Raw genomic sequence first — 17,452 nt, 5'->3', positions numbered from 1 at the left:
ATTTTATGGTAGCCGCACCCTTTAGGGTGCGAAATATTTTGCTTTAAGATTAAAATATGAAAAAGAAAAAAGTTTAAAAAATAATGATAGAGAGGAAAAATTGAGGGAAATTAATTATCAAATTTTTTGAAAAATAGGCAACAAGGCAACAAAGGATAATTTTGGAGTTAAGAAGAATTGCGGTTTATTTATGGAAAAAGAAATTTAGGTAATCGTAAAAGGAAAATAGAATCACTTATTCCTAAATCAAGAACACCTATAAGGAGAAGACAAAAACTCTTTATCCTGAAATAGTTGAATTTATAAAAAGGAAAAAGTGGGAAGTGTCCCAGAATGAGGCAGGATACTCTGAAAGTGCTTCTTGATAAATTTTGTGAGGAAAGAAAGATAAAATCTCTTTCTGCATCTACTATTAAAATACCAAATCCAAAAGCAAAAATATCTTTTTATGCAAAAACGGGTAAAGCAAAGGTATATTTTCTGTGCAGTTCTCTTAAATACGAAGTTTGGTTTTGCTTATACTTACAAATCTTTAACGAGTGAAAATGCAAAAGATTTTATAAAGAAAATGCTTATGTTGAAAGATTTAAAGAGGAATATACAAGAACATTTTGTAGTAGGTACTCCTGAAGATCTTATTGAGCCAGAAAAATTCAATTTAAACCCCATAAATCTTTAAATAATTTTTCTCCCCTTGATTATTTTTTAAAAACATATATTAATAATCCTTATCAGTCTAAAATGTTATGGTATTCTACATTTTCTTGAAATTTTGTATTTGAAATTGTATAATATTTGTAATCATTTAAAATTTAAAAAAAAATTTAAAAAGGAGGTTAAAAAATGGAGAAAAAATTAATAATGATTGGAGATAAATTACCTGAAATAGAAGTTCAAACAACTCATGGTAAAATAAATTTACCAAAAGATTATAAAGGAAAATGGTTTATCCTTTTTTCTCATCCCGCGGATTTTACACCTGTATGTACCACAGAATTCTATGCTTTTCAGAAAAGGTATAAAGAATTTAAAGAGAACAATGTGGAACTCATTGGTCTTTCCCTTGATCAGGTTTATTCCCATATAAAGTGGATTGAATGGATAAAAGAAAAACTTAATATTGAGATAGAATTTCCAATAATTGCTGATGAAAGAGGTGAAATTGCAGAATTGCTTGGTATGATACATCCCCAAAGAGGGAAAAATACAGTAAGAGGTGTTTTTATTGTTGATCCTGAGGGAATAATTAGAGCAATTTTATACTATCCTCCTGAGCTGGGAAGAAATATAGATGAGATTTTGAGAATGGTGAAAGCATTTCAAATTGCGGATTCAGAAAAAGTTGCCATGCCGGCTAATTGGCCTAACAATGAAATTATCGGAGATAAAGTAATATTGCCACCTGCTTCTGACATAAAAACAGCAGAATATAGAAAAAAGAAATACGAAAACTTTGACTGGTGGTTTTGTTATAAAGAAATAAAAGCCAAATCCTAAATTTTTAATTTTTCCATAATTTATATTTAATTCTTTAAAATAAGGGTTTAAATCCCTTTTTTATTAATTTTGAATTTTTTGTTTAAATTTTTCTAAAATAATATAATGAAAGAAAAGGATTTCAAACATGAGGAACAGGATGACTTCTTATATTTATTAAAAAAAGCAGAGTCACTTGATTCTTACAGAAGGGAAGTTTTTGAAAAATTTATAAAAAATCTTCCAGAATATTCTCCTCAGGATCTTTATAATCTTTTAGAAAAGGAAGGGTACAGGGGTCAAAAAGATGCAAGAAAGATGGTTTGTGTAGCAGTTTATAGGCATTTAAGAAGAATAAAGATGATTTATGTTCATAAAATTCCTCCTGAGAGTTTGCCAGAAAAAGTAAATTACATTTTTATGGGACCAACAGGTTGTGGAAAAACTTATATAATGGAACTTCTTTTCGGTAAAATTTTAAAAATACCCTATGTGATAATTGATATAACAAAATACAGTGAAACAGGTTATGTGGGTGAAAATGTTATAAATATTCCATACAAATTGATTGAAGCAGCAAGAGGAAACAAATATTTAGCACAGATTGGAGCAATTATTATTGATGAATTTGATAAAATAGCAGGCTCTACAAGTAATTTAAGGTTTGCAGGGGCAGGAACACAAAAGGATGTTTCAGGTTATGGAGTCCAGAGAGAACTATTAAAACTTTTAGAGCATGGAATTTCTGAATACGGTGAAGACCACTCTGTTGAAGGAAAAATAAATACAAGGGATATCTTATTTGTAGCAATTGGTGCTTTCAGTGGTTTTTCAAAAGAATTTTTGGAGAAGGATATTGGTTTTTTAAAGGAAATTGATGAAAGTGGTAATGTTATTGCCTATAAACTGAAAGGAGAAGAAGAGGATGTTTATAACTTCTTCAAATATGGTTTTTTACCTGAACTTATTGCAAGATTTCAGAGAATTATCCCTTTTGAACCTCTTGATAGAGAAACACTTAAAGAAATTTTAGATTTAAAAATAGAGAAATTAAGAAATGAATTTAAGCTTGAAGGTTTTGAACTTGTATTAAAGGAAAGATTAAAAGATTTTATTGTTGATAGAGCACTTGAAAAAGGTGTTGGAGCAAGAGGAATCGAGAGTGTTCTTTTAAAAGAACTGGAAAAAGTTGCCTTTGACATATTCGGAAAAAATAAAAAAGGTAAAGTGATAATTGATAGTGTCAAAGAAAATATAAAAACAAAAATTATATATAAAAAAGGAGAATAGTATGAAAAACATAATTATATGTCCAAAGTGCGGAACAAAAATTGATGTAAATGAAATACTTTATGAACAGATTGAGAAAGAATTAAAGGAAAAGATTGAAAGTGAATTAAAAACAAAAATGAAAATTGAAAAAGAAAAAATTGAAGAAGAAATAAAAAGAAAGCTTGAGGAAGAAAAAGCAGAATATATAAAAAAACTTGAAAAAGAATTAAGGGAGAAAACTGAAAAAATTAAGGATTATTACAGATTAGAAGCAGAACTTGAAAGATTAAAAAGAGAAAAAGAGGAATTAAAGGAAATGATTATTTTTGAAAAGGAAAAAGAATTTTCCCAGAGAATTATGGAGGAAAGAGAAAGGATAAAAAAGGAACTAAATGAAAAAATTTATTTTGAAATGAAAGAAAAGGATAAAATAATTGAGGACTTAAAGAAAAAACTTGAGGAAGCTCAGGAGAAAGCTGAAAAGGTTTCAGGTGAATTAAAGGGTGAAATACAGGAAATAGAAATTGAAAAATTTTTAAAAAATCAATACCCTTTTGATGAAGTTAGAAGAGTTAGTAAAGGGCAGTATGGGGCTGATGTGATTCAAATTGTAAGGAATGAAAAAGGTATGGAATGTGGTAAAATTTATTATGAAAGTAAAAGGACAAAAACTTTTGACAACAGATGGATAACAAAGTTAAAAGAAGATAATCTAAGCTTAAATGCAGATATTTTAGTTATAGTAACAGAAACAATGCCAAAGGAAAGTGATTCATTTTTTTATAAGGATGGAGTTTGGATTTGTAATTTCTTTGAATTAAAACCTCTCTCATATATTTTGAGACATTTTCTGATTGAAATGAATTATTTAAAAATTTCTAAAGAGAATAAAGAAACAAAGATGTCAATGCTTTATGATTATTTAACAGGAAATGAATTCAAGAATCAATTCGGAGCTTTTATAGATGGTTTTACAACACTTTATAAAAGTTATATTGAGGAAAGAAAAAAAATGCAGATTATTTGGGCAGAAAGGGAAAAACAGTTACAGAAAATTCTTGATAATCTTTTAAGATTTTATGGTTCAATAAAGGCAATAGCAGGAGAAAAAATTCCAGAAATAAAAGAACTTGAAGACAGAAAATTTTTAATGTTGGAAGAAAAATAATTCAAATTAAAGATGTATAAGGTTTTTTAAAAATTTTTTAATAATATGTTCAATCTGTCATTTCTCTGCTTTTTAATTTTAAATCTTGCCTTTTATTTTTCAATATTAAGATTTTTTTATTTTTTAAGAGAAAAATTTTCATTTATTGATAGATTAGTATGTGGTTTTGCAATCTATCTAACTTCTATTTTAGGAATTTTTGCACTTTCTGGTTTTATACACATTTACGAATTCAAAACAGTTTTAATTTTTCTTTTAATTCTATTATTGTTTTTTTCTATTTATAAATTCAGAATAAAAGAAAGCTTTACTTATACCTACCATGAAATTAAAGACCTGTTTAAAATTTTAGTTCTTTTTTTAAAAAAAGACCGTTTATTTTTAATACTTTTTTTAATAATTTTTTTTGAATTTATTCTTCTTTTAAGATTTACCCTTTTGTATCCTCCACAGGGTTGGGATAGTTATGTATACCATTTACCTATAGTTTCAAGAATTATTTTAGAAAAAGGGGTTCTTCCAATTAACTTTCTGAATTTACATCCTCATATGTATTTTCCGAAAAATGTTGAAGTTTTATTTTCTTATTATTATCTATTTACAAATACAGATAAAGGTTTGCTTGTAATTCATTTTCCCTTTTTAATTTTTGGTGTTCTATCAGTTTATTCAGTTTTAAGAAAATTAAACATCCCAAGGGAAAAATCCATTTACATAATTTCTGTCTTAAGTATACCTATCATTCCAAATCAGGCAGGGTGTGCTTACATAGATATTGAATGTGGTTCAATTTTTCTAATTTTTTTAAATCTTTTATTATTAAAATTTCCTTATAACATATTCTTTCCAGCAATATCTCTCTCAATAGGTGTTGGTTCAAAATTAAGTTTTCTTCCTATTTTCGGTTTATTTTTGATATATGGGATAGTGGTGTTAATTTTAAAGAGAAGAAAATTTTTACTTTTAATTATGTTGTTTTTATGCCTTATTACATCTTTTTATCATTATCTTTATAATTTTTATCTCACAGGAAATCCCCTTTATCCATATTCAATAAAAATTTCAAGAAGGGAATTATTTAAAGGAGACATAGATGTACCCAAACAGGTTGATTATTTCCCTACCTTCACATATGACCCCTTCATTATTTTTAAATGTTTGTTAGAGTTCAGTGATGAGAAGAACAAACATTACATATACGACAATCGTATGGGTGGATTTGGTCACTTATTTATTTCTTTGGGATTAATTCCCTTTTTTCTTTTTATTTTTTTATCTATAAAAAACAAAGAAAAAAAATTTTTAAAAGTTCTTTTTTTCACATTTTTATTTTATTTAACTGGTCCTTATAGGTGGTGGCCAAGATTTCATATTTATTTACCTTTTGTTGCTTTTATAGGAACATTATATGTATGGGAAAGGTATAAACAAGAAAATATAAAAAAACTTATCACTCTTTTTACCTTTTTTTCTTTTATTGAAGGGATCCATGAAAGAATTATTCTTACTCCTTTTTCCTCCCTTTTTTCTTATGATAATAATTCTTTTGATATTATTTATATCCCCCCAGAAATAAAAACAGGTTATTCTAACCTGTATTTCTATATACAAAAATATGACAAAATAGGAATATGGAACCTTTCATCTACTCCTAATATATTGCTTGGTTTAATTTTGAGAAATAATTTTTTAATTTATTTAGATAAAGTTGAAAAAGAAGAAGATTTGAAATATTATCATAAAGTTATAACTTCCCCTGGTATAAGAATTGAAGATTTTAAAAAAGTTTATGAGGATAAAAATATTTGTTTATGGGAAAAATAAATTTCATTAAAAAGAATTTTATAACATTAATTTCAGGTTTAGTGTTTATCATACATTTTTTATTTTCTCCTTACCCCATTAACTCTACGATGAAGTTTAGGGAAAGTTTTCTTTATTTTTTTGTATCTTTAAAGGTTAAAAAATATAATGTTAAAAAAGATAATAGTGGAAAAATTTATAGAATAATTTCATCTGGGTCTAATTCAATAAGACTTAAATACTCTTTATTTATTTTTGCATTTGAAAAATATAAATTTATAGGAGGAGAAAGGGGGATGTATGTTGTAAAGATTCCTTTACGAGATTATAAAGATATGGATATAAAGTGTTTTGATGTTTCGGGTAAAAAAGAAAATGCTGACAGTTTATTTAATTATTTGACAAATATAAAAGAAGATGCACTTTTATTTTTTGGTATAAGGGATGAAGCTACCTCAAACTGGAATGAAAGACTTGATAATTTATTCAAAAAAATGGGGTCAAGATTTTCTTTAACAGGTAAATACAGGTATAGTTATATTTTTGTTGTAAAGAAAAAAGGTTCTGAATTTTTCCCTGTTTTTGAGGAACTTTCGCCTGATAGAATAATATTTGCTAAAATAAAATTGAACAATTAATTAAAAATGAAAAATTTTTATTAAAATTTAGGTAAATGATTCTTTAAAAATTTACTATTGATTTCTTCCAATAGAGATTTTACAACATCATAGCTTGCTGTTTTGGTTATTTTTACCGGTGTTTTTTTCCTTGGTATGGATATATTAATATTCCATCTTTTGTTTTTCTCAATAAACTCTTTGATTTCTTTTACATTAATAGTCAAAGCATCACTTGTATGTTTTGTTTTTAAATTCATTTCAGGATCTAAATAACATATTCCTAATTCACTTATGAAAAATAATGTAGGTTCTTCCCATTTAACTTTTTCTTCACCCAATATATTTATAAGTCTTATATCCCCTGAAGAAGTAAAACTACTTTTTAAGGAAAATGATAATCCATCAATATTAATATCATACCTTGTTTCTCTTAACAGCTCAGTTTTAAAACCTAAAGAATTTAATAAGGCACAAAATAAAATCTCTAATGCGCCACCTACTACAAACCTATTTTCCCAATTTGCTGTATCATATTCATAGAGTAATTTTTATAAAGCTCTTTCAAATTCTTTTAACTTTTCTTTTGAATCTGGGCTTTCTATCCTTTTCTTTATTTCTTGAAATTTTTTTCTTGTTTTCTCAAAATAAACTGGTTTGAGCATTTAATAATCTTTGTTTGGCGAGATTATAATACTCTCTCACTATTTCAAATCCTAAATAATGTCTTTTTAAAATTTTTGCTGCCACGAGAACTGTTCCGGAACCAAAAAATGGATCAAAAACGATATCTCCCTCGTCGCTACTGAAAAGTATAATTTTTTTAACAAGCTCTAAGGGCAACTTTGTTGGTGTTTTAATTTTTCCTGTCCAGTATTCTCTATTTATTATCCATACATCTTCAGGATAATGCTCAATTTTATTAAACTTATACTTGTTTTCATCTTTAACTACAAATAATATATGATAATGACTTGTAACATATTTTCTTTTAGTAAATACACCAAATTGATATTTCCAAATCAAATGATTTATTGTTATAAATCCCACTTCATCAATTGCATTCAGAATATCCTTTAAGTTTGTCCAGCCAGAAAATACGTACATACTGCCGGAGGGTTTTAAAATTCTATAACATTCTCTCATCCAATTAAGAGTGAATTTATAATATTTTTCTTTTGGTATTTCAACATATCCCTCAAGGACCCTTTTTTGTGTTCTATTATAGTTATTCTTTTTTGCTTTGAAATCAATTGCAAAAGGTGGATCAGTAATTATTAAATCTATTACCTCATCAGGTATTTCCTTTATAAGTTCAAGAGCATCTCCACAATATATTTCATCTAATTGAAATTTACCTATACTCCCAATTTTTTTATTTTCTTCTTTTATCTTTTGCATAGTTCGTCATTTATGATCATAAGCCAAAAGGTGAAAAAAAATCAAATATTTTTTATATTTCAAAATTTTAAAAATTCAGTCCTAATCCAATGGTTAAACTTAAAGGAACAAAATAGAACCTGTCTTTATTTTTTTTAACATTTATCAAATTAATAGAAAAAGGAATCCACGAGAAACGGAAAAATAACCCAACATTTTTCGGCTGGTATCTACTTCCAAAACCGGGTGTCAAAAGCAAGCAATTCATTTCTTCTTTAAATAAGAGATCATAAATATTTATGTAACTTAAAAAAAGGCTAAATTCGCAGGAAAAGAATTTCTCTTTATTTGTGATATAATGAATTGAAAATCGACCCCAATATCCATATAGCCAGAATGCCCAGATAGGAAAATAACCAATTCCCAATGCAAGATTTGGAAAGATTCGCGAATCAAAATTTAAAGAGGTAATTACTAAATCCGATAATTTTACAATTTCTAAATATACAGAAAGGGGAATAATATTTTTGTCAACCTTTTTATTATCTTTAACATCATCTGCAAATCCGATTTTAAGGAACACGAATAAAATAAACAACCACTTTAGGTTTTTTATTTTCATAATTTTTACTTTATTTTATCTCCTCCTCTATTATTTCCTTAACTTTTTCATAAGAAGGGACTCCCTGAATTTTCAATTTTCCATTTACAAGAAGGGCAGGAGTTGTAAAGGTATATTTTGCAATTTCTTTTGGATCTTTTATATGTTCTATCTTTGCTTCCAAACCAAGTTCTTCAACTGCTCTTTTTGCAAGTCTTTCAAGGGTTTGGCATTTAGGACAACCTGATCCTAAAATTTTTATCTCCATAATAAACCTCCTTTTAAAATATAAAATTCCCTATAAACCATCCTGAAAATGTCCCAAATATAATTATTAAAATTGCATATGTTATCGCCTTTTTTAATCCAAAAATCCTTGAAATTGCTAAAAAATTTGGTAATGAAGCACCAGGTCCTGTTAAAAGAAGGGCAAGGGCTGGTCCTTTACCCATACCAAACTTCATTAAAGTATGAACAAATGGGGCTTCAGTTAATGTTGCAAAATAACTCAATGCACCAATTATTGTTGCAAAAAATGATGAAAGGATTCTATTTCCACCAAGTAAAGGTTCAATCCATTCCCTTTTCAAAATTCCTCCTAATATACCAACTATGAAAACACCAAGAAGTAAAAGTGGAAATATTATTTTTACAAACCAGAGGGTCTCATTAAGCCATTTTAAAATTTCCTCTTTTGTCTTGAAAATGAAAGCATATAAAAATGTTATTCCTGAAAATATTAAAAATACAATAACCTTTTTAAAATAAGGACCCTTTGGAACAAGATAATTTGGAGCAAGAAGTGTAATTACTAAAAGTATCAAAAGTATAAAATCTTTCTTTTTTATTATTGAAACTTTTTCATTTTCAGTGTCTATAATAGCAAATTCTTTAACCCTTTCCTTTTCTTCCTTTATAAAAATCCATGTCATAAGTAGTCCAATTAAAAAACTCATAAAAAATGCAACAATTATCCTTGAAAGAGCCATATCGTATCCGATTATTGCACCTGTATATATTAAAGCAAGTATATTTGAAGCAGGAGCAACCCATAAAAATATAAAAGCAGGTCCTATTCCTCCGCCTCTGAAATATATACCTGCTGCAATTGGAATTACTGTGCATGAACAGACTGCAAGGAAGATTGAAGAAATTGCTGAAAGGGGGAAAGAAATTATTTTCTTAGCACTTCCCCCAAGATATTTTAAAATAACATCCTTTGAAAGAAAGGTAACAATTGCACCTGCAAGTAAAAATGCAGGGATAAGACAGGTTAGAACATGAAGTGCTATATATTCTTTCAAAGCCAGAAGACCTGAAAGTATTAGATTCCATAAAAATTTCATTTATCCTCCTTTTTGTTTCATTTTTTAAACTGAAGAATTAACTTTTTTATTTCTTCTTTTTTTAAAACTTTCCCGCTTGAAACAATCTTTTTATTTATTATAAGGGCAGGAGTAACCATAACACCATATTTTGAAAATTCTCTTATATCAGTAACATATTCTAAATTTACACTCATTCCAAGCTCTGTTAAAGCATTCTTTGTTTCCTCTAATAAAGCTTTGCATCTTGGGCATCCTGCACCAATCACTTTAATCTCCATAAAAGGACTTTCCTCATCCTCTATTTTCTCCCCGAGATATCTTCTAAATTCTTTCCATAGAGATTCTTCAAAGTCCTTTTCTGCCTCTGAAGGGATATAATTCTCACTTTTAACCCTTTTTAGAATCTCCTTTTTCTTTTCTTCCTCAGAAATATTCATACCCTTTACAATTTCAAAAATCTCTTTAAGCCCTTTAATTCCTACCTCAATTCCTTTAACTTTAATTTTTTCAATCATTTTTATCTTCTCCCTTAAATTTTCTTTTAATATAGTCTATAATCTCTTCAGCTAGTTTTAAAGCATTATTTGCAGCATCCATTGTATAAACCCTTGCAGGTATGCTATCAGGTAAACTATTTGGATATCTTGTAGGAACATAATAACCATCAAGGATAGCCCATTTTTTTATTTTATTTAAAAAATTTTTATCATATTTGGATGCGAAAGTACATAACCTTTCTATTGAATGGCCTATCACAATTTCTTCCCCTTTTGCATAGAGAAAACCTTTTAATGCCTTCTCACCTGCCTGCTGTGCAAGAAAACATGAGAGATAATATCCTCCTTCTTTTGCAATTCTTTTTGCCCATTTTAAATCTATGATTGCCTGTTCAAGCCATCTCTTACCTTCTTCTATTTTTTCTTTTCTCATAAAGGATTTTCCCTTCCTTTAAAATTTTTTTAAAAAAATTTCTCTCTTTTAACTTTTCAATTTCAGAAGGAGTATAACAAAGAATATCCGCATCAACAGGTAAATGGAGTAAAGAATAAATTTCTTTAATTCTCTCAATAAACGGTTTATCTGTTTCCATTATTATGAGTAAATCCAGATCAGTAAATAAATCCTTTCTTTTAAAATAAGAGCCAAAAACAATTATTTTTTCAACTTTATCTTTTAATCTCTCTTTAACTATTTTTAATGACTTTTCTAAAAGATTAACATACTCTTTCCTCTTTTTCTCAATACTTTCATAATTCATATTTAAATTTTAATTTCCAGAAATAGCACAATTCAAACAGTATCAATTTATTAAATAAAATAATTCGGCGATTGTTTTTATGTTAAAAGGGATATTACACTCATTAAATTAAAATATACCTTATACCTGCAAATATTGATAGACTTGATTTTTTATTCATGAAATAATACAAAATTCCAATTTCAGAAGAAATTTTATTTGAGAAAATATATTTATAATCAAATACTATTAAAGGTATATTGTTTGAACGGTCATAGATTATTAAAAAATAAGGTATTTCAAAAATTTTCTCAGGAAATTTTAATTCAAAAGAGAAAATATTTTTTGAAAAAAGAGAAAAACCTGGTAAATTTAAAATCTCTCCTTTATTAGAATAATAAAAATTAAAATCAAAAATAATACTTTTTATTCTTTTTTCAAGTAAAGCATTCAATTTAAAATTATCTTCTTCTTTTAAAAAATTTATTTTAAATGTATAGATTGAAAAATAACCTGTAAAAAAACCTATCCCGATTTTTTCCTTCAAATGAAAATAAAGACCATTTGTGAATCTTCCAGAATTATTTTCTAATTGAAAAAAATAATTTATCTTCTTGAAAGTTTTATTTTCATACAAAAAAATCGTTGGTGATAGAATATGGTTATATCTAAAAAATAAACCGTTATCACCTTCATAAATTGTTGATATTGTTTCAAAGTTTAACCCTTTATAAAAGGGATTGAAAATTCCTAAAAAGCCAGGAATAAAAACTATTCTACCTATTTTAGATTCAACTCTTTCTTTATAAAATTTTAAATAGATTTGATAAAGTTTCCATTTAAATTCTTCATATTTTTTGATTCTTAAATAATAAAAACCACCGTTAAAATAGAATCTGAAGTCGTCTATTCTTTCCGAGAAAATAAAGTCTGGTTTAATCAAAGCATAATAATCCTTAGAGTTAATGTTATATATAGAAAATAAATCTAAATTTATTTTTGGTGATAAGGAAAATAAAAGCAGGAGAATTTTCACTTTCTTAAATGTTCAAGTTTGAAAATCTCATCCTTTAAATTTATATCAATTTCAATTTTCTCAAGAATTACCCTTGTGTAAGAATTTTTTAATCTCAAATCCCTCATTATATAAGATACAGGATAAAACTTTTCTTTAATTTTTTTATAATCAAGAATTTCAATTTCTTTTATTTTCCTCCCATTTTTTGTAAATAATTCCTCTTTCTTTACGAGAATATTTTTCTTTTCAATAAATAAATTTATAGAATAATAAGGAGCCCTTTTTGTTGTATCAACAATTTCCATAAAATAAAGAGAATCTCCATTTATAACAGTATCTTTAAAATTTAAAGTCTTATAATATCTCAATGGGTCTTCCTGCATTAAATCCTCATAGGATAAATCTGTCCCCATAAAAGATTCTTTTAACATATCCCCTGAAATCCTCACAACATCATCTATATCAGGAATGTATATGTATAAATCATTTTTTATCTTAAGGTATTTAACATCTTTATCTTCAGGATTTTTAAATACTATGTAAAAATCAGAACCTTTGCTAAATCCTTCAAACTCTTTAAATAAAATTCTCTTCCCTTTAACTATTTCAATTTTTGCATAAAATTTTGAACTTTCAATTTTTCTATCTTCCCTCAATTTATTCAAAATATCATCTGCATTTATTGAAAAAAATATCAGGATTAAAAATTTCATTTTTTCCTCCTTATACTTGTCTTAAGGTTTCCTGTGGTGAAAGTTTTTTTGCATAAAGGGCTGGAATTGTGCTAACAATAGCACAGATAATTATTATTAAAAAAATTGCAAAAATTACAATATGAAAATTTGCTTCAAATTTTATAACATAAGGAATAGCAATATTCATACCCTTTGCAATATTCTCCACATTTATTCCCTTTAAATTTAAGAAAATATTTGTAAACCATCCTAAAATTGAACCTATAACTCCACCAAATGTTCCAAGCATAATTCCTTCCAATCCGAAAAGGGAAAAAATTTCACTATCTTTCATTCCAATTGCTTTCAATGTTCCTATTTCCCTTAATCTTTCAAAAACAGCAACTGTCATCGTATTTATTACAGTAAAAGTTGCAAGTAAAATTATCAAAAAATAGATGAAATAGTAAATATTTGTTGCAAGTTTAAAATAAAAGGAAAAGGTTCCGAGTTCCTGTATATAGTCTCTTGCAGTTATTCCATTTAATTTAAATTTTTTTATAAAATCATTAATCTTGTTCTCATTTTTTAATAAAACAACTATCTCATGAGCACCCTCTTTCATTTTAAGGAGTTTTTTCATATTTGAAATTGAAATTATTACAAGTCTTTTGTCAAATTCTGAAAATCCAGCATTTATTATACCATTTATTTTTATCTTTATTCCGTTTAAACCCCCAAGAACTGTTTTTGCAATTATTATAATAGTGTCTCCAACATTTAAATTTAAACTTCTTGATAATTCTTTACCTATTAATGCCCCTTCTTTCAACTCATATATCCCTTTAATTATTTTTTTATCAAGTTCAAGTATCTTTTTCTCTTTTTCTGAATCCATTCCAATTATTAAAACAGGTTTGTTTATATCCTTTTTAAAAATTAGCCCCTGTGATTTTAATCTTTCTGTATAAAATGATATATATTTAAATTCTTTTAATTTTTTTTCTATTTCCTCTAAATTTTCAATATATTCTTCCTGTGGAATAAAAATTTTCCTTGAAAAATATTCCTCTTTTGCTATTGTTATATGACCACTCATCCAGTTTATTATATTATTTTTCATACCTTTTAAGAAACCCGTAACATATCCATGGAGAACTACAACAACAAAGCCTGCAACAAGAAGGGAAAGAGATGTCAGTAAACTTCTTCTTGAATTCCTGAACAAATTTTTAAAAGCCATCTTTATTATGTCCATCTTAAACACTCCGCAGGGGTTAATTTACCTGCTCTTCTCGCAGGAATATAACTTGCAATTAATGTTGAAAAAGGTCCTATTATAAAAGAAATAATAATACTTGAAATATTCCATGCACTTTTTACTACACCACTAACCCTGTAGGCAAGATTTATATCTTTTGGAAGCAAAGGAGACCAATCTATTCCATGTTTTACAAAATAAAAATTAATTAAAACACCAATAATAACTCCTAAAGTTGTTCCAAAAAGACCAATCAATATCCCTTCTGTGATAAACATTCTTTTTATTTCTGAATCTTTCATTCCAAGGGATTTCAAAGTTCCTATTTCTTTTATTCTTTCAAAGACTGCGATCATAAGAGTATTTGTTGTTCCAATTATACCAAGTAGAATTATAAAAAATATAAATATCACCTGAAACACTTTCTTTGTTTTACTAATTTCTAAATAATCTTTACCCTCCTCCTGCCATGTTGTTATTTTTAGTTCTTTAAAATCTTTAATCAATTTATTCTTGTATTCAAAAGACTTTTTATAATCATCAACAACAACAGAAATTTCACTAATTTCTCCTTCAAAATTTCCTATGTTATTCAAACTATCAATATCCACAATAACATAAAGATTGTTTAAAAAATAACTGGGAGTTGATAATATTCCTCTTATTTCCATTTCCTTTGAAAAAAAAACTCCCTCTTTTGTTCTGAAATTTAAAAATATATAATCACCCTCTTTAACCCCAAATTTTTCTGCTATTACTTCTCCTATAAGAATTCCATTTTTAGTATTTAATTTTGCATATTTATTTATTTTATAAACAAGAGTATCTTGCTCCCAGTTAACTCCTATAATCGTAACGGGATACTCATCTATCCCGTTATCAAGAAATCCATAAATTTTTAATCTCTTTGTAAAATCTTTAATAAAATGATAATTTTTAATCTTTTCAATTATAAAATCAGAGTTTTTTATCCTTTCTTTAAGTGTTTCCTCGTTGAAATCTTTATGGGTAATTTTGAGATGGGCAGTTTCAAGTTCTATAAAGTTTTTTGTTGATTCAAATTCAAATCCATCAAGAAGTCCTGAAATGAATACATAATATAAAATCGCAACTGAAAGAATTGAAAGTGTTAAAAAAGTTCTTCTCTTATGCCTTAAAAGATTCCTAATAGCAAGTTTAAGCATTTATTCCTCTAAAAGTCCGTCTCTTAATTTAATTATTCTATCAGCATACTGCATTATTAAAGGGTCATGGGTTGAAAATATAAATGTTACATTTTTTTCTTTGTTAAGTTTTCTCATAAGTTCAACTATGTTTGAGCCTGTTTTTGAATCAAGGTTTGCTGTCGGTTCATCAGCAAGAACAAACTCAGGTTCTTTCACAAGTGCTCTTGCAATTGATACTCTCTGCTGTTCACCACCTGATAATTCAAGAGGTTTTACATTTCTTTTTTCTTTAAGTCCCACTGCTTCAAGGATTTCCATTATTTTTTTCTCTTTTTCATTTCTTTTAAGATTTTTATATTTAAGGTTCAGGGCAATTTCAATGTTTTCATAGACTGTGAGGACAGGTATAAGATTGAAAGTCTGAAATATAAATCCAAAATAATTTCTTCTTAAAAAGGCAAGTTCATCAGGTTTTTTATTTGAAAGGGATTCATTTTTAAATATCACCTCTCCCTTTGTGGGAATATCTATTATAATATACTCGGAAGAAAGTCAAGCAAAATTGATTTTAAAAATTTAAATTCAGGAATTTATATAATAGAATTTAATTCAAAAAACTTTAACACTTTTAAAAAGATTATTTATCTTAAATAATAACTTTTATAAATTGCGGTGGCAGATATTCACAGAAATAAATATCGCCTGATTTAAAAAATTTTATTCCTTTATTATAAGCTTCTTTTGAAAGAATTAAAAGGATAACCGGGTTTTTATCATGTCTTTTACCAACCCTTAATGCTTCCTCTTTATTTACTGATAAATGAACATATTTCCTATTCATCGGCTTTAACCCTTCTTTTAAGATTTTCTCTAAATTTGCTCTTTTTGTTCCATGATATAAAAATTCTGGTGGCTCAATTTCTTCATATTCTATTTTTATGAAACTGTGACCATACAAAGCCCTTATTTTATTTTCTTTTATTTCAAACCTTTTCTTTCCCCCTCTTTTTAAAAGTTCAAAAATATCATTTTTATTAATTTTTGCCTTTTCACATAACTCATCAATGAGAGCATAACCATCTTTATCTAAATTTATACCGAATTTTAAAGGATCGTGTCTTAAAATATATGAGAGTTTTTTACTTAATTTTATTAACCTATCTCGCAAACTTCCGGTGTTATAAAAAGTTTTATATAAAAATTTTTTTCTTCTCTTAAAAGAATTAAACAGGATGAATATCTGAATTTTACAATTTCTCTATTTTCATCATTTATTAAAAGAAAGGAGGTTAATTTTGAAAGATGGGGAAGATGCCCGATAAGCATAATTTTTTCTTTTTCAATTTTTAATCTTTCTCCCCAGAATTTTGGATCATCTAAAGGGGAAAGATTTTCACCTTGAATAATTCTTTTTTCTGGATTTAAAATTTTTGAAAATATTTCTGCTGTTTCTCTTGCTCTTACCTTTCCACTGTGTATTATTATATCAGGCTTTAAATTAATTTTTAAAAGAAAATTTGCAACTTTTTCACTTTCTTTTTTTCCTCTCTCTGTTAAATGCCTTTCAGGATCTTCTATTTCAGATTTTGCTTCACCATGCTGAACTAAAAAGAAAATATTTTCCACTTTTTAATCAACTGCTATACAGGTAACCGTTCTTTGAACTCCTTTTATTTTTTGAATTTCATTAACTATAAGGGAGCCAAGGGATTTTAAATCATCAGCAGAAACATAAAGAATTAAATCGTGTAAACCTGTTACAAGATGTGCTTCATGAACACCTTGTATCTTTTTAACTTTTTCAAGAACTTCCATATGTTTACTTGCTTCAACATTTACAAGAACAAATGCCTTTACCATATTTTTACCTCCTTTTTAATTTTTATTATAAAAAAAACAAATCTTAATATCCAAAATAAAAATTTTTTTTTATTAAATAAGTCCTTTTCTTTTTAGTTCTTCTAATTTTTTCTCTAAAAGTTCCTTAGTTTTCATAAATCTTTCTCTTATTATTTTAATATAAGACCGTTAGTAACTTCATATAACTCACCGTTTCCTCTTAATTTTAGATTTTTAATTTCATCCTGAATTTCAATTTTTTTATTTTTTTCTTTCAATTATTTCTTTTAAAACTATTTCAAAATTCTTTTTTTATCATTCCATAGCATGAGAGTTGAAGTTTTGTTCTTTCCCTTTTAAATATGCTATATTTTCCTTCATATTTTAATTAAAAGAGAAACAACAATCGGACCACTTAAAAGTCGAGAATCTAAAAAATAACCCTCCATTCTACTCTTTTCTATTTGTTTTTTATTTAAAATTTTTAAGTATAAACAATTGTAATAATGAAATTTAAGAAATGAACTTGATATCCTTATTTTTAAATCTAAATTTTTAATTAAAAAAGGAACACTTACTCCACTTACAAAAACTGCATAAAAATGATGAATA

Annotated in this window: 23 protein-coding genes; 6 read left to right on the top strand and 17 right to left on the bottom strand. The window is 26.7% G+C overall.

The genetic code is table 11. The features are described 5' to 3' along the window. Positions 1-448 precede the first annotated feature (448 nt). The 6 genes from ABIN73_09575 (at position 449) to ABIN73_09550 (ending at position 6,357) form a co-directional block, all read left to right on the top strand. Positions 449-679 (top strand): hypothetical protein, encoded by a 231-nt coding sequence (locus ABIN73_09575; protein MEO0269974.1) that lies wholly within the window; start codon positions 449-451, stop codon positions 677-679. A gap of 164 nt (positions 680-843) precedes the next feature. Further along, complete coding sequence (locus ABIN73_09570; protein MEO0269973.1) at positions 844-1,497, top strand: peroxiredoxin; 654 nt, start codon at positions 844-846, stop codon at positions 1,495-1,497. A 105-nt stretch (positions 1,498-1,602) separates the two neighbouring features. After that, positions 1,603-2,766, top strand: coding sequence for an AAA family ATPase (locus tag ABIN73_09565; GenBank protein ID MEO0269972.1), 1,164 nt, complete (start codon positions 1,603-1,605; stop codon positions 2,764-2,766). A gap of 1 nt (position 2,767) precedes the next feature. Next, positions 2,768-3,916 carry a DUF2130 domain-containing protein gene (locus tag ABIN73_09560; GenBank protein ID MEO0269971.1) on the top strand — a complete coding sequence of 383 codons (1,149 nt, stop codon included), beginning with the start codon at positions 2,768-2,770 and terminating at the stop codon, positions 3,914-3,916. Positions 3,917-3,961: 45 nt separating this feature from the next. After that, entirely contained in the window at positions 3,962-5,740 is a 1,779-nt protein-coding gene (locus ABIN73_09555; protein MEO0269970.1) for a hypothetical protein, read from the top strand. Then, a complete protein-coding gene (locus ABIN73_09550) occupies positions 5,728-6,357 on the top strand; it encodes an interleukin-like EMT inducer domain-containing protein (GenBank protein ID MEO0269969.1) in 630 nt (209 codons plus the stop codon). The genes ABIN73_09555 and ABIN73_09550 overlap by 13 nt, the downstream gene beginning before the upstream one ends. 20 nt (positions 6,358-6,377) lie before the next feature. Here the strand turns inward: ABIN73_09550 and ABIN73_09545 are convergent, their stop codons facing one another. The 17 genes from ABIN73_09545 to ABIN73_09465 all read right to left on the bottom strand — a co-directional run. Continuing rightward, on the bottom strand, positions 6,378-6,677 hold the full coding sequence (locus ABIN73_09545; GenBank protein MEO0269968.1) for a hypothetical protein: 300 nt from the start codon (positions 6,675-6,677) through the stop codon (positions 6,378-6,380). A gap of 301 nt (positions 6,678-6,978) precedes the next feature. After that, a complete protein-coding gene (locus ABIN73_09540) occupies positions 6,979-7,737 on the bottom strand; it encodes a site-specific DNA-methyltransferase (GenBank protein ID MEO0269967.1) in 759 nt (252 codons plus the stop codon). Between the two features lie 67 nt (positions 7,738-7,804). Further along, positions 7,805-8,299 (bottom strand): hypothetical protein, encoded by a 495-nt coding sequence (locus ABIN73_09535; GenBank protein ID MEO0269966.1) that lies wholly within the window; start codon positions 8,297-8,299, stop codon positions 7,805-7,807. A 49-nt stretch (positions 8,300-8,348) separates the two neighbouring features. After that, positions 8,349-8,585, bottom strand: a complete 237-nt coding sequence (locus ABIN73_09530) for a thioredoxin family protein (GenBank protein ID MEO0269965.1) — start codon at positions 8,583-8,585, stop codon at positions 8,349-8,351. Positions 8,586-8,598: 13 nt separating this feature from the next. Further along, the gene (locus ABIN73_09525) at positions 8,599-9,663 is read right to left on the bottom strand and encodes a permease (GenBank protein MEO0269964.1); all 1,065 of its coding nucleotides are present in this window, start codon (positions 9,661-9,663) and stop codon (positions 8,599-8,601) included. Positions 9,664-9,680: 17 nt separating this feature from the next. Next, complete coding sequence (locus ABIN73_09520; protein ID MEO0269963.1) at positions 9,681-10,160, bottom strand: thioredoxin family protein; 480 nt, start codon at positions 10,158-10,160, stop codon at positions 9,681-9,683. Further along, entirely contained in the window at positions 10,153-10,575 is a 423-nt protein-coding gene (locus ABIN73_09515; protein MEO0269962.1) for a HEPN domain-containing protein, read from the bottom strand. Before ABIN73_09515 ends, ABIN73_09520 begins: the two co-directional genes overlap by 8 nt. Next, on the bottom strand, positions 10,547-10,903 hold the full coding sequence (locus ABIN73_09510) for a nucleotidyltransferase domain-containing protein (GenBank protein MEO0269961.1): 357 nt from the start codon (positions 10,901-10,903) through the stop codon (positions 10,547-10,549). The genes ABIN73_09515 and ABIN73_09510 overlap by 29 nt, the downstream gene beginning before the upstream one ends. Before the next feature lie 103 nt (positions 10,904-11,006). Further along, positions 11,007-11,918, bottom strand: coding sequence for a hypothetical protein (locus tag ABIN73_09505; GenBank protein MEO0269960.1), 912 nt, complete (start codon positions 11,916-11,918; stop codon positions 11,007-11,009). After that, positions 11,915-12,613, bottom strand: a complete 699-nt coding sequence (locus ABIN73_09500; GenBank protein ID MEO0269959.1) for an outer membrane lipoprotein-sorting protein — start codon at positions 12,611-12,613, stop codon at positions 11,915-11,917. Before ABIN73_09500 ends, ABIN73_09505 begins: the two co-directional genes overlap by 4 nt. 10 nt (positions 12,614-12,623) lie before the next feature. Continuing rightward, the gene (locus tag ABIN73_09495; GenBank protein MEO0269958.1) at positions 12,624-13,832 is read right to left on the bottom strand and encodes an FtsX-like permease family protein; all 1,209 of its coding nucleotides are present in this window, start codon (positions 13,830-13,832) and stop codon (positions 12,624-12,626) included. Then, a complete protein-coding gene (locus ABIN73_09490) occupies positions 13,823-15,019 on the bottom strand; it encodes an FtsX-like permease family protein (GenBank protein ID MEO0269957.1) in 1,197 nt (398 codons plus the stop codon). Before ABIN73_09490 ends, ABIN73_09495 begins: the two co-directional genes overlap by 10 nt. Then, positions 15,020-15,526 carry an ABC transporter ATP-binding protein gene (locus ABIN73_09485; protein ID MEO0269956.1) on the bottom strand — a complete coding sequence of 169 codons (507 nt, stop codon included), beginning with the start codon at positions 15,524-15,526 and terminating at the stop codon, positions 15,020-15,022. It lies immediately after the preceding gene. Between the two features lie 121 nt (positions 15,527-15,647). Further along, complete coding sequence (locus ABIN73_09480) at positions 15,648-16,169, bottom strand: RNA 2'-phosphotransferase (GenBank protein MEO0269955.1); 522 nt, start codon at positions 16,167-16,169, stop codon at positions 15,648-15,650. Next, positions 16,154-16,627, bottom strand: a complete 474-nt coding sequence (gene sixA / locus ABIN73_09475; GenBank protein ID MEO0269954.1) for a phosphohistidine phosphatase SixA — start codon at positions 16,625-16,627, stop codon at positions 16,154-16,156. The genes ABIN73_09480 and sixA overlap by 16 nt, the downstream gene beginning before the upstream one ends. A gap of 3 nt (positions 16,628-16,630) precedes the next feature. Further along, the gene (locus ABIN73_09470; GenBank protein MEO0269953.1) at positions 16,631-16,861 is read right to left on the bottom strand and encodes an Lrp/AsnC ligand binding domain-containing protein; all 231 of its coding nucleotides are present in this window, start codon (positions 16,859-16,861) and stop codon (positions 16,631-16,633) included. A gap of 356 nt (positions 16,862-17,217) precedes the next feature. Further along, positions 17,218-17,452 (bottom strand): hypothetical protein (locus ABIN73_09465; GenBank protein ID MEO0269952.1); only part of this gene is annotated, 235 nt, incomplete at its 5' end.

Source organism: candidate division WOR-3 bacterium (assembly GCA_039804025.1).
Lineage (GTDB): Bacteria > Hydrothermota > Hydrothermia > Hydrothermales > JAJRUZ01 > JBCNVI01.
The sequence above is the reverse complement of the archived record's forward strand: the minus strand, read 5'-3'. Positions and strand labels throughout refer to the sequence as shown.